The 17,096-nt window shown below is 61.6% G+C and carries 20 protein-coding genes; 1 reads left to right on the top strand and 19 read right to left on the bottom strand.

Annotated features, from left to right (window positions below; translation table 11 throughout):
* Window positions 1-12: 12 nt before the first annotated feature.
* From rplE to rpsJ, 14 genes are read right to left on the bottom strand one after another with little or no spacing between them, the layout of a single operon-like run.
* Window positions 13-555, bottom strand: a complete 543-nt coding sequence (rplE, locus tag ACCQ16_RS04860; RefSeq protein WP_008571668.1) for a 50S ribosomal protein L5 — start codon at window positions 553-555, stop codon at window positions 13-15.
* Window positions 556-566: 11 nt separating this feature from the next.
* Window positions 567-884 (bottom strand): 50S ribosomal protein L24, encoded by a 318-nt coding sequence (gene rplX / locus ACCQ16_RS04855; protein WP_003486696.1) that lies wholly within the window; start codon window positions 882-884, stop codon window positions 567-569.
* A gap of 15 nt (window positions 885-899) precedes the next feature.
* A complete protein-coding gene (gene rplN, locus ACCQ16_RS04850) occupies window positions 900-1,268 on the bottom strand; it encodes a 50S ribosomal protein L14 (RefSeq protein ID WP_003486699.1) in 369 nt (122 codons plus the stop codon).
* A 14-nt stretch (window positions 1,269-1,282) separates the two neighbouring features.
* Entirely contained in the window at window positions 1,283-1,552 is a 270-nt protein-coding gene (rpsQ, locus tag ACCQ16_RS04845; RefSeq protein WP_003486701.1) for a 30S ribosomal protein S17, read from the bottom strand.
* A gap of 11 nt (window positions 1,553-1,563) precedes the next feature.
* Window positions 1,564-1,749, bottom strand: a complete 186-nt coding sequence (gene rpmC, locus ACCQ16_RS04840) for a 50S ribosomal protein L29 (protein ID WP_003486703.1) — start codon at window positions 1,747-1,749, stop codon at window positions 1,564-1,566.
* Complete coding sequence (rplP, locus tag ACCQ16_RS04835) at window positions 1,749-2,162, bottom strand: 50S ribosomal protein L16 (protein ID WP_003486706.1); 414 nt, start codon at window positions 2,160-2,162, stop codon at window positions 1,749-1,751. Before rplP ends, rpmC begins: the two co-directional genes overlap by 1 nt.
* A 5-nt stretch (window positions 2,163-2,167) precedes the next feature.
* A complete protein-coding gene (gene rpsC, locus ACCQ16_RS04830) occupies window positions 2,168-2,902 on the bottom strand; it encodes a 30S ribosomal protein S3 (protein ID WP_008571670.1) in 735 nt (244 codons plus the stop codon).
* A 17-nt stretch (window positions 2,903-2,919) separates the two neighbouring features.
* Window positions 2,920-3,255, bottom strand: coding sequence for a 50S ribosomal protein L22 (rplV, locus tag ACCQ16_RS04825; RefSeq protein WP_003486710.1), 336 nt, complete (start codon window positions 3,253-3,255; stop codon window positions 2,920-2,922).
* A gap of 12 nt (window positions 3,256-3,267) precedes the next feature.
* The gene (gene rpsS, locus ACCQ16_RS04820) at window positions 3,268-3,537 is read right to left on the bottom strand and encodes a 30S ribosomal protein S19 (protein WP_005917128.1); all 270 of its coding nucleotides are present in this window, start codon (window positions 3,535-3,537) and stop codon (window positions 3,268-3,270) included.
* A gap of 6 nt (window positions 3,538-3,543) precedes the next feature.
* Window positions 3,544-4,371 (bottom strand): 50S ribosomal protein L2, encoded by an 828-nt coding sequence (gene rplB, locus ACCQ16_RS04815; RefSeq protein ID WP_003486715.1) that lies wholly within the window; start codon window positions 4,369-4,371, stop codon window positions 3,544-3,546.
* Between the two features lie 10 nt (window positions 4,372-4,381).
* Window positions 4,382-4,696 carry a 50S ribosomal protein L23 gene (rplW, locus tag ACCQ16_RS04810; RefSeq protein ID WP_014089487.1) on the bottom strand — a complete coding sequence of 105 codons (315 nt, stop codon included), beginning with the start codon at window positions 4,694-4,696 and terminating at the stop codon, window positions 4,382-4,384.
* Window positions 4,693-5,298: a 50S ribosomal protein L4 gene (gene rplD / locus ACCQ16_RS04805; protein WP_005917124.1), complete on the bottom strand. Its 606-nt coding sequence runs from the start codon at window positions 5,296-5,298 to the stop codon at window positions 4,693-4,695. The genes rplW and rplD overlap by 4 nt, the downstream gene beginning before the upstream one ends.
* A gap of 12 nt (window positions 5,299-5,310) precedes the next feature.
* Window positions 5,311-5,961 carry a 50S ribosomal protein L3 gene (gene rplC, locus ACCQ16_RS04800; RefSeq protein ID WP_005917121.1) on the bottom strand — a complete coding sequence of 217 codons (651 nt, stop codon included), beginning with the start codon at window positions 5,959-5,961 and terminating at the stop codon, window positions 5,311-5,313.
* An 11-nt stretch (window positions 5,962-5,972) separates the two neighbouring features.
* The gene (gene rpsJ / locus ACCQ16_RS04795) at window positions 5,973-6,308 is read right to left on the bottom strand and encodes a 30S ribosomal protein S10 (protein ID WP_008571672.1); all 336 of its coding nucleotides are present in this window, start codon (window positions 6,306-6,308) and stop codon (window positions 5,973-5,975) included.
* 1,008 nt (window positions 6,309-7,316) lie between these two features.
* Here rpsJ and ACCQ16_RS04790 point away from each other — a divergent pair.
* The gene (locus tag ACCQ16_RS04790) at window positions 7,317-7,991 is read left to right on the top strand and encodes a secreted signal peptide protein (protein WP_218501510.1); all 675 of its coding nucleotides are present in this window, start codon (window positions 7,317-7,319) and stop codon (window positions 7,989-7,991) included.
* 287 nt (window positions 7,992-8,278) lie between these two features.
* Here ACCQ16_RS04790 and tuf read toward each other — a convergent pair whose 3' ends face one another.
* From tuf to rpoC, 5 genes are all read right to left on the bottom strand, one after another.
* Window positions 8,279-9,469, bottom strand: a complete 1,191-nt coding sequence (tuf, locus tag ACCQ16_RS04785; protein ID WP_003486726.1) for an elongation factor Tu — start codon at window positions 9,467-9,469, stop codon at window positions 8,279-8,281.
* A 48-nt stretch (window positions 9,470-9,517) separates the two neighbouring features.
* The gene (gene fusA / locus ACCQ16_RS04780; RefSeq protein ID WP_008574200.1) at window positions 9,518-11,635 is read right to left on the bottom strand and encodes an elongation factor G; all 2,118 of its coding nucleotides are present in this window, start codon (window positions 11,633-11,635) and stop codon (window positions 9,518-9,520) included.
* A 137-nt stretch (window positions 11,636-11,772) separates the two neighbouring features.
* A complete protein-coding gene (gene rpsG, locus ACCQ16_RS04775; protein WP_005917592.1) occupies window positions 11,773-12,240 on the bottom strand; it encodes a 30S ribosomal protein S7 in 468 nt (155 codons plus the stop codon).
* A 12-nt stretch (window positions 12,241-12,252) separates the two neighbouring features.
* Complete coding sequence (gene rpsL / locus ACCQ16_RS04770) at window positions 12,253-12,627, bottom strand: 30S ribosomal protein S12 (protein WP_002811712.1); 375 nt, start codon at window positions 12,625-12,627, stop codon at window positions 12,253-12,255.
* 218 nt (window positions 12,628-12,845) lie between these two features.
* On the bottom strand, window positions 12,846-17,060 hold the full coding sequence (gene rpoC, locus ACCQ16_RS04765; RefSeq protein ID WP_011346539.1) for a DNA-directed RNA polymerase subunit beta': 4,215 nt from the start codon (window positions 17,058-17,060) through the stop codon (window positions 12,846-12,848).
* Between the last annotated feature and the right edge of the window lie 36 nt (window positions 17,061-17,096).

The raw sequence follows: 17,096 nt of genomic DNA, 5'->3' as shown, positions 1-17,096 counted from the left end.
TGTCCTCGACGGTCAGTTACGGAACGGGAACTTGAACGCTGCCAGCAGCGCCTTCGCTTCCGCATCCGTCTTGGCGGTGGTGGTGATGGCGATATCCATACCGCGAATCGCGTCGACGGCGTCGAAGTCGATTTCCGGGAAGATGATCTGTTCCTTCACACCCATGTTGAAGTTGCCACGACCGTCGAAGGAGCGACCGGACACACCACGGAAGTCGCGCACGCGCGGCAACGAGATGTTGATCAGGCGATCCAGGAACTCGTACATCTTGGCGCGACGCAAGGTGGTCTTGCAGCCGATCGGCCAACCGTCACGGATCTTGAAGGATGCGACCGAAACGCGCGACTTGGTGACCACCGGCTTTTGACCGGAGATCTTGGCCATGTCGGCGACCGCATTTTCCAGGATCTTCTTGTTGGTAGCGGCTTCGCCCACGCCCATGTTGAGCGTGACCTTGACCAGCTTCGGCACTTCCATCGGATTGGTGTAGCCGAATTCCTTCATCAGGGCCGGCACCACGTTTTCCTTGTAAAACTTTTCGAGACGAGTGTTCATGATCTCATTCCTCAGGCGTCGAGCGCCTCACCGCTGGAGCGGAACACACGCAGTTTGCGTCCATCCTCCAGCACCTTGAAGCCAACGCGCTCGCCCTTGCCCGTTGCCGGGTTGACGATATTGACGTTGGAGATATGGATCGACGCTTCACGCTCGACCACGCCGCCGGCAACGCCTGCCTGCGGGTTCGGCTTGGTGTGGCGCTTGATGACGTTGGCGTTGGAGACGATCACGCGATCGCCGTCCACACGCACCACTTCACCCTGCTTACCCTTGTCCTTGCCGGTGTTGATGACGACCTGGTCGCCCTTCTTGATACGGTTAGCCATGTGTATGTCCTCCGCTCACAGCACTTCGGGAGCGAGCGAGACGATCTTCATGAACTTCTCGGAACGCAGCTCGCGCGTCACCGGCCCGAAGATGCGGGTCCCGATCGGCTCCTGCTTATTGTTCAACAGCACAGCGGCGTTGCCATCGAAGCGGATCAGCGAACCGTCGGGACGGCGCACACCCTTGCGGGTACGCACCACGACGGCGTCGTAGACTTCGCCCTTCTTGACCTTGCCACGCGGAATGGCGTCCTTGACGGTCACCTTGATGATGTCACCAATGTGTGCGTAACGGCGCTTGGAGCCGCCCAGCACCTTGATGCACATCACTTCCTTGGCACCCGAATTGTCGGCGACATCGAGGTAGCTCTGCATCTGGATCATGATTCAGATCTCCCTTATTCGGCCGAACGGGTGACGATTTCCACCACCCGCCAGTTCTTGGTCTTGGACATCGGAGCAATCTCGGTCACACGCACGACGTCGCCTTCGTTGCAGGCATTGTCGGCATCGTGTGCGTGCAGCTTGGTCGAGCGCTTGATGTACTTGCCGTACAGCGCATGCTTGACCTGGCGCTCCACCAACACGGTGACCGTCTTGTCCATCTTGTTGCTGACGACACGGCCTTCGACCGTGCGCAGCGTTTGCTTTTCGTTATTGTCGCTCATCGCGGCCGTCCTTACTTGGTGCTGCCGAGCAGGTGCTTGACGCGAGCAATCTCGCGGCGCACCCGGCGGGTTTCGTGGGTCTTCGGCAGCTGGCCGGTGACCTGCTGCATACGGAGCGAGAACTGCTCCTTACGCAGATCGGTCAGGTGGGCCTTCAATTCGTCAGCCGACTTCTCGCGGAGTTGTTTGATATCCATCAGCGCACCGTCCGGGTCACGAAAGTGGTGGTCACCGAGAGCTTGGCAGCGGCAAGGCGAAACGCCTCACGTGCGGTCTCTTCGGGGATTCCCTCGATTTCATAGATCATGCGGCCCGGCTGAATCTGCGCGACCCAGTACTCCACGTTGCCCTTACCGGAGCCCATGCGGACTTCGATCGGCTTCTTGGTGATCGGCTTGTCGGGGAACACACGGATCCACATCTTGCCGCCCTTCTTGACGTGGCGGCTGATCGTGCGGCGTGCTGCTTCAATCTGGCGTGCGGTCAGCTGACCGTGCGCCGTGGCCTTGAGGCCGTACTCGCCGAAGCTGACGGCGTTTCCGCTCCATGCCAGGCCGTCGTTACGGCCCTTGTGCATCTTGCGATATTTGGTTCGCTTGGGTTGCAACATTGCCGTTACCTCGCTTCACGAGCCGGGCGCGACGGGCGGTCACCACGGTCGCCGCGATCGTTACGATCGTTGCGCGGGCTGTCGTCCTGCTTTTCCTGGCCAACCTGAGAGAAGTCGAAGACTTCGCCCTTATAGATCCAGACCTTGATGCCGATGATGCCGTACGTCGTGGACGCCTCGGCAAAACCGTAATCAATGTCGGCACGTAGCGTGTGCAGCGGCACGCGGCCTTCGCGGTACCACTCCGAACGGGCAATTTCTGCACCGTTGAGGCGGCCAGCCACATTGACCTTGATGCCCAAGGCACCCAGGCGCATCGCGTTACCGACCGAGCGCTTCATTGCACGGCGGAACATGATGCGACGCTCAAGCTGCTGCGCGATCGACTCGGCGACCAGCTGCGCATCCAGCTCCGGCTTGCGCACTTCGGTGACGTTGATGTGCGCCGGAACGCCCATCAGCTGGCTCACTTCCTTGCGCAGCTTTTCGATGTCCTCGCCACGCTTGCCGATCACCACACCCGGACGGGCGGTGTGAATGGTCACGCGGGCGGTTTTGGCAGGGCGCTCGATCAAGATCTTGCTGACACCTGCCTGCGCGAGCTTCTTGCGCAGCATTTCACGCACTTTCAGGTCGGCTGCTAGATAGGAGGCGAACTCGGCCTTGTTTGCGTACCACTTGGAATTCCAGTCCTTGGCGATGCCGAGGCGGATTCCAGTCGGATGAACTTTATGACCCATGGTCTTTTCCTTTCCGCTTACTTGGCGGCGCCCACAACCACAGTGATGTGGCTGGTGCGCTTGAGGATGCGGGTACCGCGGCCTTTCGCCCGCGCCATGAAACGCTTCAGGGAGGGACCTTCATCAACCATGATGGTCTTGACCTTCAGCTCGTCGACATCCGCGCCCTGATTGTTCTCGGCATTGGCGATCGCCGACTCCACCACCTTTTTGATCAGGTGTGCAGCCTTCTTGTCCGAGAACTTCAGCAGATTGACCGCACGTTCGGCGGACAAACCACGCACCTGGTCAGCGACCAGGCGGGCCTTCTGCGGGGAGATGCGCGCGGTGCGCAGGATTGCTTTCGCTTCCATCGTCATCTCTCCTTACCTGCCCGACTTCTTGTCGCCACCGTGACCCTTGAAGGTCCGGGTGACGGCAAATTCGCCGAGCTTGTGGCCGACCATATTCTCGTTGACGAGCACCGGAATGTGGTTCTTGCCGTTATGCACGGCGATGGTGATGCCTACCATTTCAGGCAGGATCATCGAACGGCGCGACCAGGTCTTGATCGGCTTCTTGCTACCCGCAGCGGACTCCACCTTCTTTGCAAGGTGGTGATCGACGAACGGGCCCTTCTTAAGTGAACGTGCCATGGTCGATTAGCCCCTACGATCGCGGACGATGAACTGCTGGGTGCGCTTGTTCTTGCGCGTCTTGTAACCCTTGGTCGGAACACCCCACGGGGTGACCGGATGCGGATTACCCTGACCAGCCTTCGCTTCACCACCACCGTGCGGGTGATCGACCGGGTTCATGGCCGCACCGCGAACGGTCGGACGAACACCGCGCCAACGCTTGGCGCCGGCCTTGCCCAGCTTCTCAAGGTTGTGCTCGTCGTTGCCGACTTCGCCGATGGTGGCGCGGCACTCGACCGGCACCTTGCGCATTTCGCCCGAGCGCAGACGCAGCGTGGCATAGATGCCTTCGCGAGCGACCAGCTGGACGGCTGCACCGGCGGCACGTGCGATCTGAGCGCCCTTACCCGGCTTCAGCTCGATACCGTGAACCGTCGTACCGACCGGGATGTTGCGCAGCGGCAGCGTGTTGCCGGTCTTGATCGGTGCGTTGGCACCGGCAATGACCTGGTCGCCGGCCTTCAGGCCCTTGGGGGCGATGATGTAGCGGCGCTCGCCGTCGACGTAGCACAGCAGGGCGATATGAGCGGTACGGTTCGGATCGTATTCGATCCGCTCCACACGCGCCGGAATGCCTTCCTTGTTGCGCTTGAAGTCGATGATGCGGTAGTGCTGCTTGTGGCCACCACCGACGTGACGCACGGTGATGCGGCCGTGGTGGTTACGACCACCGGACTTGCTCTGCGAGTCGAGCAGCGCCGCGTGCGGTGCGCCCTTGTGCAGATCGGGAGTAACCACGCGCACGGCGGAACGACGGCCGGGAGAGGTGGGTTTGAACTTCATCAATGGCATGGGATGGACCTCAGGCCTTGGCCGTTACGTCGATGGACTGACCATCAACCAGGCGGACGTACGCCTTGCGCCAATTGCCGCGGCTGCCAGCACGGTTACGGAAGGACTTGCTCTTGCCCTTGACGTTGACCACGTTGACTGCCTTGACCTTGACGTCGAACAGCTGCTCAACCGCGGCCTTTACATCGGCCTTGGTGGCTTCGTTCGAAACTTCGAAGACATACTGGTTGGAAATTTCCTGCAGGCGCGCGGTCTTTTCGGAGACTCGCGGAGCACGCAGCACGCTGAAGATTTTTTCGTTGCTGCTTTTTTCGTTGCTGCTCATGCCAGCCACTCCTCGACCTTCTTGACCGCGTCGGCGGTGATCACGACCGTATCGGCCCCGACCAGAGCGACCGGATCCAGACCCTGCACGTCACGCACCTGCACATACGGCAGATTGCGAGCGGACAGATACAGGTGCTCGGAAGCCTCTTCGGTAACGATCAGCGGGCGCTTGCCCACTTCCAGCCCCTTGAGCTTTTCGATCAAGCCCTTGGTCTTGGTCGCTTCGAGGTCGAACGCGTCGACGATCATCAGACGACCCTGACGGTTCAGCTCGGAGAAGATCGCGCAGATGGCCGCACGGTACATCTTGCGGTTGACCTTCTGCTCGAAGCTGCGCGGCTTGGCCGCGAAGGTCACGCCACCGCCGACGAAGATCGGAGCCGTCAGCGCGCCATGACGCGCACCGCCGCCCTTCTGCTTTTTCGACTTCTTGGTCGTGCCCGCAACTTCCGAACGCGTCTTCTGTGCCTTGGTACCGGCGCGACCGGCATTGCGATAAGCGACAACGACCTGGTGAACCAGATCTTCGCTGAATTCGCGACCGAACACGGCATCGGAGACCGAGACCTTGTTGTTGCTACCCGTGATAACGAGTTCCATCGTCATCTCTCCTTATGCCTTGCTCGCCGGACGGACGATCACATCGCCACCAGCTGCGCCAGGCACGGCGCCGCGGATAGCAATCAGACCACGCTCGACGTCGACCTTGACCACTTCCAGGTTCTGCGTGCTTTGCTGCACTGCGCCCATGTGGCCCGACATCTTCTTGCCCGGGAAAACGCGACCCGGGGTCTGGCGCTGACCCAGCGAACCCGGCGCGCGATGCGACAGCGAGTTACCGTGGGTTGCATCGCCCATACGGAAGTTGTAGCGCTTGATGGTGCCCTGGAAACCCTTACCCTTGGTGACGCCCTGGACGTCGACCTTCTGGCCGACCTCGAAGATGTCCGCCTTGATTTCGCCACCGACGGCGAAATCGCCGAGCTGGGCATCTTCAACACGGAATTCCCACAGGCCGCGACCCGCTTCCACCTTCGCCTTGGCGAAGTGGCCTGCAGCCGGCTTGTTGACCAGCGCGGCACGACGGGCGCCAACGGTGACCTGCACGGCGCTGTAGCCGTCAACTTCGACGGTCTTGATCTGCGCGATGCGGTTAGGAGTTGCTTCGATCAGCGTGACCGGTACCGAGCGGCCATCTTCAGTGAAGACGCGGCTCATACCAGCCTTGCGGCCCACGAAGCCCAACGAATATTTCTTCGTCATGGTCGTAGTCCTCAGGTCAACTTGATCTGGACGTCGACGCCAGCCGCGAGCTCGAGCTTCATCAGCGCGTCCACGGTCTTGTCGTTCGGGTCGATGATATCGAGCACACGCTTGTGCGTGCGGGTTTCGTATTGGTCACGCGCATCTTTGTCAGCATGCGGGGATACGAGGATGGTGTAACGTTCGATCTTGGTCGGCAACGGGATCGGGCCACGCACTTGCGCGCCAGTCCGCTTAGCCGTTTCGACGATCTCGCTGGCCGAACGGTCAATCAAGCGATGATCGAACGCCTTCAGCCGGATACGGATCTTCTGATCCGCCTTCTGACCGGTCTTTTGCTCCGCCATGACGGTGGGTTCCTTCGTTAAAAGAGCGACGGGCAAGGCCTCTGGGATACCTGCCCCGATATTCCTGACGTTGATGAAATCGCCGCGCATCCTGCTGGCGAGGGCATTTCCTCCGCCCAAAAACTGAGGCAGCCCGGTGACCCGGCCTGCCCAGACGGAAAAGTATAATGCGCAACAAGAGCACGGTCAACAACGTGAGAGTTGTTGAGTGCTCCATGCAACGCGACCTTCCCGGTCTGGCGAACACGAGCGGCATCCTGCCGTTCTTTTCGCTGTAACTCAGCGCCCTACCCAGGGACACCGAGCCGCGCATTCTAGCGGCTCACCTCCGCTCCTGCAAGCGCGCTACTCTGATCCAGAGTTAGCCCGGTAGCAGCTGTGACGCATAAATCCGCCCCGGACACCACCTTTGTCGTGGCGCCAGTCCGGACTGACCAAACTCAGGGCCGGGAATCAAACACGGCGGGCATGGACAACGGCTGGAGTATAGCGACTCTGGTTCCAGGCAATATCGGACCCCAGCGGCGTTGCCGGGATACTGCAGTGATCGTTGCAGGGCCCTACTTTGCCAACGCGTTTGCATCACCGGTCTGCTGGTGCAGGCAAAGCCTGCCACGACTGCAGCAATGCGGCTTCCGAAGATGGCCCTGCAGATAACACCTAAGCAGCACGCCCCCGATCCGCCCGGTGGCAGGGTGTCAACCACCGGCAAGAATCCGCCCACTACACTGGGAACGCCATCCATATCGAACTCACCAAAGACGTCCGTATCCGCGCAAGCGGCGCGCCATTTGACGACGCTGATGCTAGACCGTATCGCGGTGAACGCTTCCGGTCTCAGCGACATCGACGGCCCCATCGGCGCTTATCGGGTCGACCTCCGTCGCGGACCGGATTACCGACAGCTGCAAAGGCGGCATAAGGTAGACGTATCAGCCAATACAAGTAACCAACCTTTCTTTCCCACCCGGCCTCGTCCTTGCAGGATTTCCCCACCGGACACCTCCTATGCCCCGGCACCCCCTCTTGTTTTGCGGCCTGCTACTCTTCGGACTCGTCGCCCCGCCTTCCCGCGCTGCCAGCAACGATGGCAAGGCCTGCTCGCGTGCGTTGCACCAGACGTTTACTATCTCCGCCAGCGCGACCACGTTGCCGGTGGCATGCGCGCACATCGGTCCGCTCGCACTTGGAATGCGCAAGCAACAGGTACTGGCCGCGCTAGGGCAGCCTGACGTTACCCACACCGATGCGGTGGATCCGAACAGACTCAGCCTGCTGTATCTATACCCGCGCGACATCAAAGCACAGCTGGCGCAGCATCCGCGTCGAGCTGGCACCCTCGTGCAAGGCGAGCTGGCGGTGGGATTGCGCAATGACCGTGTCAGCAACCTGATCGCCTTCGCCGATCAGAGGGCGCACCTGCCCTTCCATCTACTCGGCCATCCGGTCGGCACCCAGATCAACCGCATCCTCCAAACCATCGGCGGCAGCCCGCAATGGAATGCCAGCCGCGATTACGTCCAGTTCTCCGCCATGCCACTGGGCATTGACGTGGACCCGGACACTTTGGCCATCGTCGGGCTGAATATCGCAACCACCAAACAGGAGCTGGACAATTTCGACCTGCCCGGCCTGAATCTGCTCAAGAACCCGACAAGCGGCTTGATCAACGGCATTCGCTGACTGTCACCGGCATCTGCGCGCCATGCCTCCTTACGTCATGACAGCCGGTTCACCAATCCGCAATCATGCCGCCGATGCGACTTGCGCACGCACCATCTGCCCACCGGACGCAGCGTTATGAGTGGGGCAGGCGCCTGTTTTCTTCATCTTTCTCTTTGCATCGGCAAGCGCATTCCCGCGCCAGGCAGGGTCCCGGCCAACACGCGGACAAAGAAAAAGGCCGGCTTTCGCCGACCTTTTCTTTTCCAGCGACACGGCAGCCGAAGCTGCCGTGCTGCAGGTGTTGCTTACTTGATGATCTTGGCAACCACGCCGGCGCCGACGGTACGACCGCCTTCACGGATGGCGAAGCGCAGACCTTCGTCCATCGCGACCGGGTTGATCAGGGTCACGACCATCTTCACGTTGTCGCCCGGCATCACCATCTCCACGCCTTCCGGCAGCTGGCAGGCCCCAGTGATGTCGGTGGTGCGGAAGTAGAACTGCGGACGGTAGCCCTTGAAGAACGGGGTATGACGGCCACCCTCATCCTTGGACAGCACGTAGACTTCGGCTTCGAACTCGGTGTGCGGCTTGATCGAACCCGGCTTGCACAGCACCTGGCCGCGCTCGACGTCGTCACGCTTGGTGCCGCGCAGCAGCAGACCGGCGTTGTCGCCTGCCTGACCCTGGTCCAGCAGCTTGCGGAACATTTCCACGCCGGTGACGGTGGTCTTCTGCGTGTCGCGGATACCGACGATTTCGATTTCGTCGCCCACCTTGATGATGCCGCGCTCGATACGACCGGTCACCACGGTACCGCGACCGGAGATCGAGAACACGTCTTCGACCGGCATCAGGAACGGACGGTCCACGTCGCGGGTCGGCTCCGGAATGAACGAGTCCAGCGCCTCGACCAGCTTCAGGATCGCCGGCACGCCGATGTCGCTCTGATCGCCGTCCAGCGCCAGACGCGCCGAACCGTGGATGATCGGGGTGTCGTCGCCCGGGAAGTCGTACTTGCTCAGCAGTTCGCGCACTTCCATTTCGACCAGCTCGAGCAGCTCGGCGTCGTCGACCATGTCGGCCTTGTTCAGGAACACCACGATGTGCGGCACACCGACCTGACGCGAGAGCAGGATGTGCTCACGGGTCTGCGGCATCGGGCCGTCAGCGGCCGAGCACACCAGGATCGCGCCGTCCATCTGCGCTGCACCGGTGATCATGTTCTTGACGTAGTCGGCGTGGCCGGGGCAGTCAACGTGCGCGTAGTGGCGGGTCGGGGATTCGTATTCGACGTGTGCGGTCGAAATCGTGATGCCGCGCGCCTTCTCTTCCGGCGCCGCGTCGATCGCGTCGTACGCCTTGAACTCACCACCGAAACGCTCGGCACCGATCTTGGTCAGCGCAGCGGTCAACGTGGTCTTGCCATGGTCAACGTGACCGATGGTGCCGACGTTCACGTGCGGCTTGGTGCGCTCGAATTTAGCTTTTGCCATGACTAACTACCTCTAATTGAAAAATTTGTGAGAAGCGGCTGAGCGAACTCAGCCCTTCTTGGTGACGGCGTCGGCGATGTTGGCCGGTGCCTCTTCGTAGTGGTCGAACTCCATCGAGAACGTCGCACGGCCCTGGCTCATCGAGCGCAGCGAAGTGGCGTAACCGAACATTTCACCCAACGGGATCATCGCGTTGATGATCTTGCCCGACGGGCTGTCGTCCTGACCCTGCAACACGCCACGACGGCGGCTCACGTCGCCCATCACGTCACCCAGGTAATCCTCCGGGCTGACGATTTCGACCTTCATGATCGGCTCCAGCAACACCGGGCTGGCTTTCGCGAAGCCCTGCTTGAACGCCATCGATGCAGCCAGCTTGAACGCCATTTCCGAGGAGTCGACGTCATGGTACGAGCCGAACACCAGCTTGACCTTCACGCCCACCACCGGGAAGCCGGCGATCGGACCACTGGTGATCGTTTCGCGCAGACCCTTTTCGACCGAGGGGATGAATTCCTTCGGAATGATGCCGCCGGTGATGTCGTTGATGAAGAGGAAATCGTCCTTGACGTTCTCGCTCTTGCGCTCTTCCTCGGTCATCGGCGACAGCTCGATCACGACGTGACCGTACTGACCCTTACCACCGGACTGCTTGGCGTGCTTATAGTCAGACTTGACGTCGGACTTGCGGATCGTTTCGCGGTAGGCCACCTGCGGCTTGCCGACGTTGGCCTCGACATTGAACTCGCGACGCATGCGGTCGACGATGATGTCCAGGTGCAACTCGCCCATGCCCGAGATGATGGTCTGGCCGGATTCTTCGTCGGTCTTGACGCGGAACGAGGGATCTTCCTGCGCCAGACGGCCCAGGGCCATGCCCATCTTTTCCTGGTCCGACTTGGTCTTCGGCTCCACCGCCATCGAGATCACCGGCTCCGGGAACACCATGCGCTCCAGGGTGATGATCTTGTCCTGCGCACACAGCGTGTCGCCGGTGGTGACATCCTTCAGACCCACGGCAGCGGCGATGTCGCCCGCGCGCACTTCCTTGATCTCTTCGCGATTGTTGGAGTGCATCTGCAGAATGCGGCCTACGCGCTCCTTCTTCGACTTGACCGGGTTGTAGACTTGGTCGCCGGAGTTCAGCGTGCCCGAATAGACACGGAAGAACGTCAGCGAGCCCACGAACGGGTCGGTCATGATCTTGAACGCCAACGCCGAGAACGGCGCAGTATCGGTGGCAGCGCGCGTGTCTTCCTTCTCGTCTTCGTCGATACCCTGCACCGGCGGACGGTCAGCCGGCGACGGCAGCAGGTGCACGACGCCGTCGAGCATGGCCTGCACGCCCTTGTTCTTGAACGCCGAGCCGCAGAACACCGGCACGATCTCCACCTTCAAGGTGCGCTCGCGCAGACCCGACAGGATCTCCTGTTCGCTCAGGTCGCCCTCGTTGAGGTACTTGTCCATGAGGTCTTCGCTGGCTTCTGCAGCCGCTTCGACCATGAACGAACGTGCCTCGGTCGCGACATCGACCAGGTCGGCCGGAATATCGCGGTATTCGAAGGTGGTGCCCTGCGATGCGGTATCCCAATGGATCGCCTTCATCTTCAGCAGGTCGACCACGCCCTCAAAGCCGTCTTCGGCGCCGATCGGCACCTGCATCGGCACGGCGTACGCACCCAGACGGGCCTTCAGCTGCTCAACGACCTTGTCGAAGTTGGCACCGGTACGGTCCATCTTGTTGACGAAGGCCATGCGCGGCACGGAATACTTGTTGGCCTGGCGCCACACGGTCTCGGACTGCGGCTGCACGCCACCGACGGCGCACAGCACGAACACCGCACCGTCGAGCACGCGCAAGGAGCGCTCCACTTCGATGGTGAAGTCGACGTGCCCGGGGGTGTCGATGATGTTGAAGCGGTGCTGCGGCATGGACTTGTCCATACCCGACCAGAACGCGGTAGTCGCAGCGGAGGTGATGGTGATACCACGCTCCTGCTCCTGCTCCATCCAGTCCATCACTGCAGCGCCGTCATGGACTTCGCCGATCTTGTGACTCACACCGGTGTAGAACAGGATGCGTTCGGAAGTGGTGGTCTTGCCGGCATCGATGTGGGCCATGATGCCGAAGTTGCGGTAACGCTCGATAGGGGTGGTGCGGGCCACGGGGAGCCTCTCAATTTCTTGGATTTCGGATGGCCGAACGCCGCCTTTCGGCGGCCTTCGGATTGGATGCGACGCAACATGCGTCACAAACAGCACTCATATGGTGCTGAAGGGCCCCGTTACCAAGGCCCCCGAGGTCACCAGCGGTAATGTGCGAACGCCTTGTTCGCCTCCGCCATACGGTGGGTCTCTTCGCGCTTCTTGATCGCGCCGCCGCGGCTTTCCGAGGCGTCCAATAGTTCTGCAGCCAGCTTACGCGGCATGGTGTTCTCGCCACGCTTGCGCGCGGAATCGATCAACCAGCGCATTGCCAGCGCCATGCGACGGGAGGAACGCACTTCGACGGGCACCTGATAGGTAGCACCACCGACGCGACGCGATTTAACTTCGACAGCCGGGGCCACGTTGTCCAGTGCCTTCTGCACCAGTTCGATGGCATTCGGATTCTTTTCGCCAATGACGTCCATTGCGCCATAGACAATTTTCTCAGCAACCGACTTCTTGCCACTCTGCATCACCATATTGATGAAGCGGGCAATGGTTTCGCTGCCATGCTTTGGATCTGGCAGGACGGTGCGCTGCGGAGTAGAACCTTTACGGGACATTTGAGTATTTCCTTAGCTCTTCGGGCGCTTGGCGCCGTACTTGGAACGGCCTTGACGACGCTTGGCGACGCCGGCGGCGTCCAGCGAACCACGGACGGTGTGATAACGCACACCGGGAAGATCCTTGACGCGGCCACCGCGAATCAGGACAACGGAGTGCTCCTGCAGGTTGTGGCCTTCACCACCGATGTAGCTGATGACCTCTTCCTGGTTGGTCAGGCGCACCTTGGCGACTTTACGCAGGGCCGAGTTCGGCTTCTTCGGGGTAGTGGTGTAGACGCGTGTGCAGACGCCACGGCGCTGCGGACACTTGTCCAGTGCCGGAGAGGCACTCTTGTAGGTGGTCGCTTGCCGAGGCTTGCGGACCAGCTGATTGATCGTCGTCATCAGTTGATTCTTCTGATTGATAGGCCGAGACGGCCTGCACGAAAACAAAGGCAGGCCGAGACCGGCCCACCGAGACAGAGAAGTATAGCTGGCAGGATGAAACTCCGTCAACTTCACGGAATCTGAACCTGCTGGCCCATCCAAGGCCGGAAAACGGAGGGCCTCCTGCCCTCCTTTTCGCCTGGCTTACGGCGGTCTTGCGACCGCCGTCGGAGCGCTTACTCCTCGTCCGCGCCAGCGTCGGCCACTGCAGCGACCGGTTCGGCGGCTGCCGGCTTGCCCGACAGCGTTTCCATTTCCGAGTCGGTCAGACCCGAGGCCTTGCGACGTCCGGCGTGATACGCCAGACCCGTACCGGCCGGGATCAGGCGACCCACGATCACGTTTTCCTTCAGACCGCGCAGGTTGTCGCGGGTACCGCGGACGGCCGCCTCGGTCAGCACGCGGGTGGTTTCCTGGAACGATGCCGCCGAGATGAACGACTCGGTGGCCAGCGACGCCTTGGTGATACCCAGCAACACCGGATCGTACTTGGCCGGCAGTTCGTTGCGCTTGACCAGGCGGGCATTTTCCTCGATGACGCGCTGGCGCTCGACCTGCTCGCCGTTGAGGAACTTGCTGTTGCCCTGGTCAACGATCTCGACCTTACGCAGCATCTGGCGCGTGATCACCTCGATGTGCTTGTCGTTGATCTTCACGCCCTGCAGGCGATACACGTCCTGGATTTCCTTGACCAGGTATGCAGCGAGCGGCTCGACACCCAGCAGGCGCAGGATGTCCTGCGGACTCGGCTCGCCGTCCACCACGGTCTCGCCCTTGGTCACGTGTTCACCTTCGAACACGATGATCTGGCGGTACTTGGGAATCAGCTCTTCGTGTTCCGAACCATCGGTGTCCTTGATGATCAGGCGCTGCTTGCCCTTGGTGTCCTTACCGAAGCTGATGATGCCCGAGCGTTCGGCCAGGATCGCCGGATCCTTCGGCTTGCGTGCTTCGAACAAGTCGGCAACGCGCGGCAGACCACCGGTGATGTCGCGGGTCTTGGACGCTTCCTGCGGGATCTTGGCCACCACGTCGCCCACGCCGACGGCAGCGCCGTCCTGCAGGTTGACGATGGAGCGCGGCGGCAGCAGGTACTGGGCCGGCAGATCCGTGTTCGGAATCGTCAGGTCGTTGCCCTTGGCATCGACGATGCGCACGATCGGGCGCAGTTCCTTGGCCTGTGCACCGCGACGCTTCGGGTCGGTGATTTCACGCGACGCCAGACCGGTCAGCTCGTCGGTCTTCTCGATGACGGTGACGCCGTCGACGAAGTCGATGAAGCGGATGAAACCGGCCACTTCCGACACGATCGGGTGGTTATGCGGATCCCAGTTGGCAACGCTCTGCCCGGCCTTGACCGCATCGCCGTCTTTGGCGGTGATGGTCGCGCCGTACGGCAGCTTGTAACGCTCGCGCTCGCGGCCATGGCCATCGAGCACGGACAGTTCGCCAGAACGCGAGACCGCAACCAGCGAACCGCTGGCATGCGCCACCGACTTGAGGTTGTTGAACTTCACCGAACCGGTGGTCTTGACGGTGATGTTGTCCACCGCAGCCGCACGCGATGCCGCACCACCGATGTGGAACGTACGCATGGTCAGCTGGGTACCCGGCTCGCCGATCGACTGCGCGGCGATGACGCCGACCGCTTCGCCGATGTTGACCTGGTGACCACGTGCGAGGTCGCGGCCGTAGCAGCGTGCGCACACGCCGAACGAGGATTCGCAGCTGATGGTCGAACGCACCTTCACCGACTGCACGCTGGCGTCTTCGAGCTTGGCCACCCAGGCTTCGTCGAGCAGCGTGTTGCGGGTGACGATCGGCTCTTCGTCGTTGCCCGGCAGGTACACGTCCTCGGCCACCACGCGGCCCAGCACGCGCTCGCGCAACGGCTCGACCACGTCGCCGCCTTCCACGATCGGGGTCATGATCAACCCTTCGGTGGTGCCGCAATCGATTTCGGTGATCACCACGTCCTGCGCCACGTCGACCAGGCGGCGGGTCAGGTAACCGGAGTTCGCCGTCTTCAGCGCGGTATCGGCCAGACCCTTACGGGCACCGTGGGTGGAGTTGAAGTACTCCTGCACGTTCAGACCTTCGCGGAAGTTCGCCTTGATGGGCGTCTCGATGATCGAGCCGTCCGGACGCGCCATCAGGCCGCGCATGCCGGCCAGCTGACGGATCTGCGCCTGGCTACCACGGGCACCGGAGTCGGCCATGATGTACAGCGAGTTCATCGACTTCTGGTCGATGGTCTCGCCCTTGGCGTTCTCGACCTTTTCGGTACCGATGGTGTCCATCATCGCCTTGGCGATGCGCTCACTGGTACGCGACCAGATGTCCACGACCTTGTTGTAGCGCTCGCCGGCGGTGACCAGGCCCGACTGGTACTGCTCCTGGATTTCCAGCACTTCGGCTTCTGCCTCGGTGAGGATGCCCTTCTTCTCGTCGGGGATCAGCATGTCGTCGATACCGATCGACACGCCGGCGCGGGTTGCGTAGGCGTAGCCGGTGTACATCAGCTTGTCGGCGAACACGACGGTGTCCTTCAAGCCCAGCAGACGGTAGCTGGAGTTGATCAGACGCGAGATGTTCTTCTTGGTCATCTCGGTGTTTGCCAGCTGGAACGGCAGGCCTTCAGGCAGGATTTCGCTCAGCAGCGCACGGCCGACCGTGGTGTCCACGATCGAGGTGCCGCTGCTGCGCTTGCCGCCGGCTTCCACGTCCACCTGGGTGATGCGCACCTTGACCTTGGCGTGCAGTTCGACCACGCGGTTGTCGTAGGCGCGCTTCACTTCGCTGGTGTTGGCGAACACCATGCCCTCGCCCTTCTTGTTCTCCAGGGCGCGGCTCATGTAGTACAGGCCCAACACCACGTCCTGCGACGGCACGATGATCGGCTCGCCGTTGGCCGGCGACAGGATGTTGTTGGTGGACATCATCAACGCACGCGCTTCCAGCTGGGCTTCCAGCGAGAGCGGCACGTGGACGGCCATCTGGTCGCCGTCGAAGTCGGCGTTGAAGGCAGTACACACCAGCGGATGCAGCTGGATGGCCTTGCCTTCGATCAACACCGGTTCGAACGCCTGGATGCCCAGACGGTGCAGGGTCGGCGCACGGTTCAACAGCACCGGATGCTCGCGAATCACCTCTTCCAGGATGTCCCAGACTTCGGCTTCTTCGCGCTCGACCAGCTTCTTGGCGGCCTTGATGGTGGTGGCCAGGCCACGACGCTGCAGCTTGGCGAACACGAACGGCTTGAACAGCTCGAGCGCCATCTTCTTCGGCAGGCCGCACTGGTGCAGCTTCAGGTACGGACCGACGGTGATGACCGAACGACCGGAGTAGTCCACGCGCTTGCCGAGCAGGTTCTGACGGAACCGGCCCTGCTTGCCCTTGATCATGTCGGCCAGCGACTTCAGCGGACGCTTGTTGGTGCCGGTGATGGCACGGCCGCGACGGCCGTTGTCCAGCAGCGCATCGACCGATTCCTGCAGCATGCGCTTTTCGTTGCGCACGATGATGTCCGGCGCATTGAGCTCGAGCAGGCGACGCAGACGGTTGTTGCGGTTGATCACGCGGCGGTACAGATCGTTCAGATCCGAGGTCGCGAAGCGGCCGCCATCCAGCGGCACCAGCGGACGCAGGTCCGGCGGCAGCACGGGAAGCACGGTCATGACCATCCACTCCGGACGGTTGCCCGATTCCAGGAAGGCTTCGATCAGCTTGATGCGCTTGGTGAGGCGCTTGAGCTTGGTTTCCGAACCGGTGCTGGCGATTTCTTCGCGCAGGCGGGTCATTTCCGACTGCAGGTCGATCGTGCGCAGCAGCTCGTACACCGCCTCGGCGCCCATGGCGGCGTCGAAGTCGTCGTTGTACTCCTGGCGTGCGGTCAGGTACTGCTCTTCGGTCAGCAGCTGGCGGCGCTCGAGCGGGGTCAGGCCCGGCTCGGTGACGACATAGGCTTCGAAGTACAGCACGCGCTCGATGTCACGCAGGGTCATGTCCAGCATCAGGCCGATGCGCGACGGCAGCGACTTGAGGAACCAGATGTGCGCGACCGGCGAGGCCAGGTCGATGTGACCCATGCGCTCGCGACGCACCTTGGCCAGGGTGACTTCGGTGCCGCACTTTTCGCAGACCACGCCACGGTGCTTCATGCGCTTGTACTTGCCGCACAGGCACTCGTAGTCCTTGATCGGTCCGAAGATGGCGGCGCAGAACAGGCCGTCACGCTCGGGCTTGAAGGTACGGTAGTTGATGGTTTCGGGCTTCTTCACTTCGCCGTAGGACCACGAACGGATCAGGTCCGGCGACGCCAGCGCGATCTTGATCGCGTCGAAATCCAGCGTCTGGCGCTGCTGATTGAAGAGGTTGAGCAGGTCTTTCATTTGATATCTCCGGGTCGGAGGAATTTCGTATCTGAG

It is taken from the genome of Xanthomonas sp. NCPPB 1062, assembly GCF_041481705.2.
In the GTDB taxonomy this organism is placed as follows: Bacteria; Pseudomonadota; Gammaproteobacteria; order Xanthomonadales; family Xanthomonadaceae; genus Xanthomonas; species Xanthomonas euvesicatoria.
Note: the sequence above shows the minus strand (reverse complement) of the source record. Positions and strands in the feature narration are given on the sequence as shown.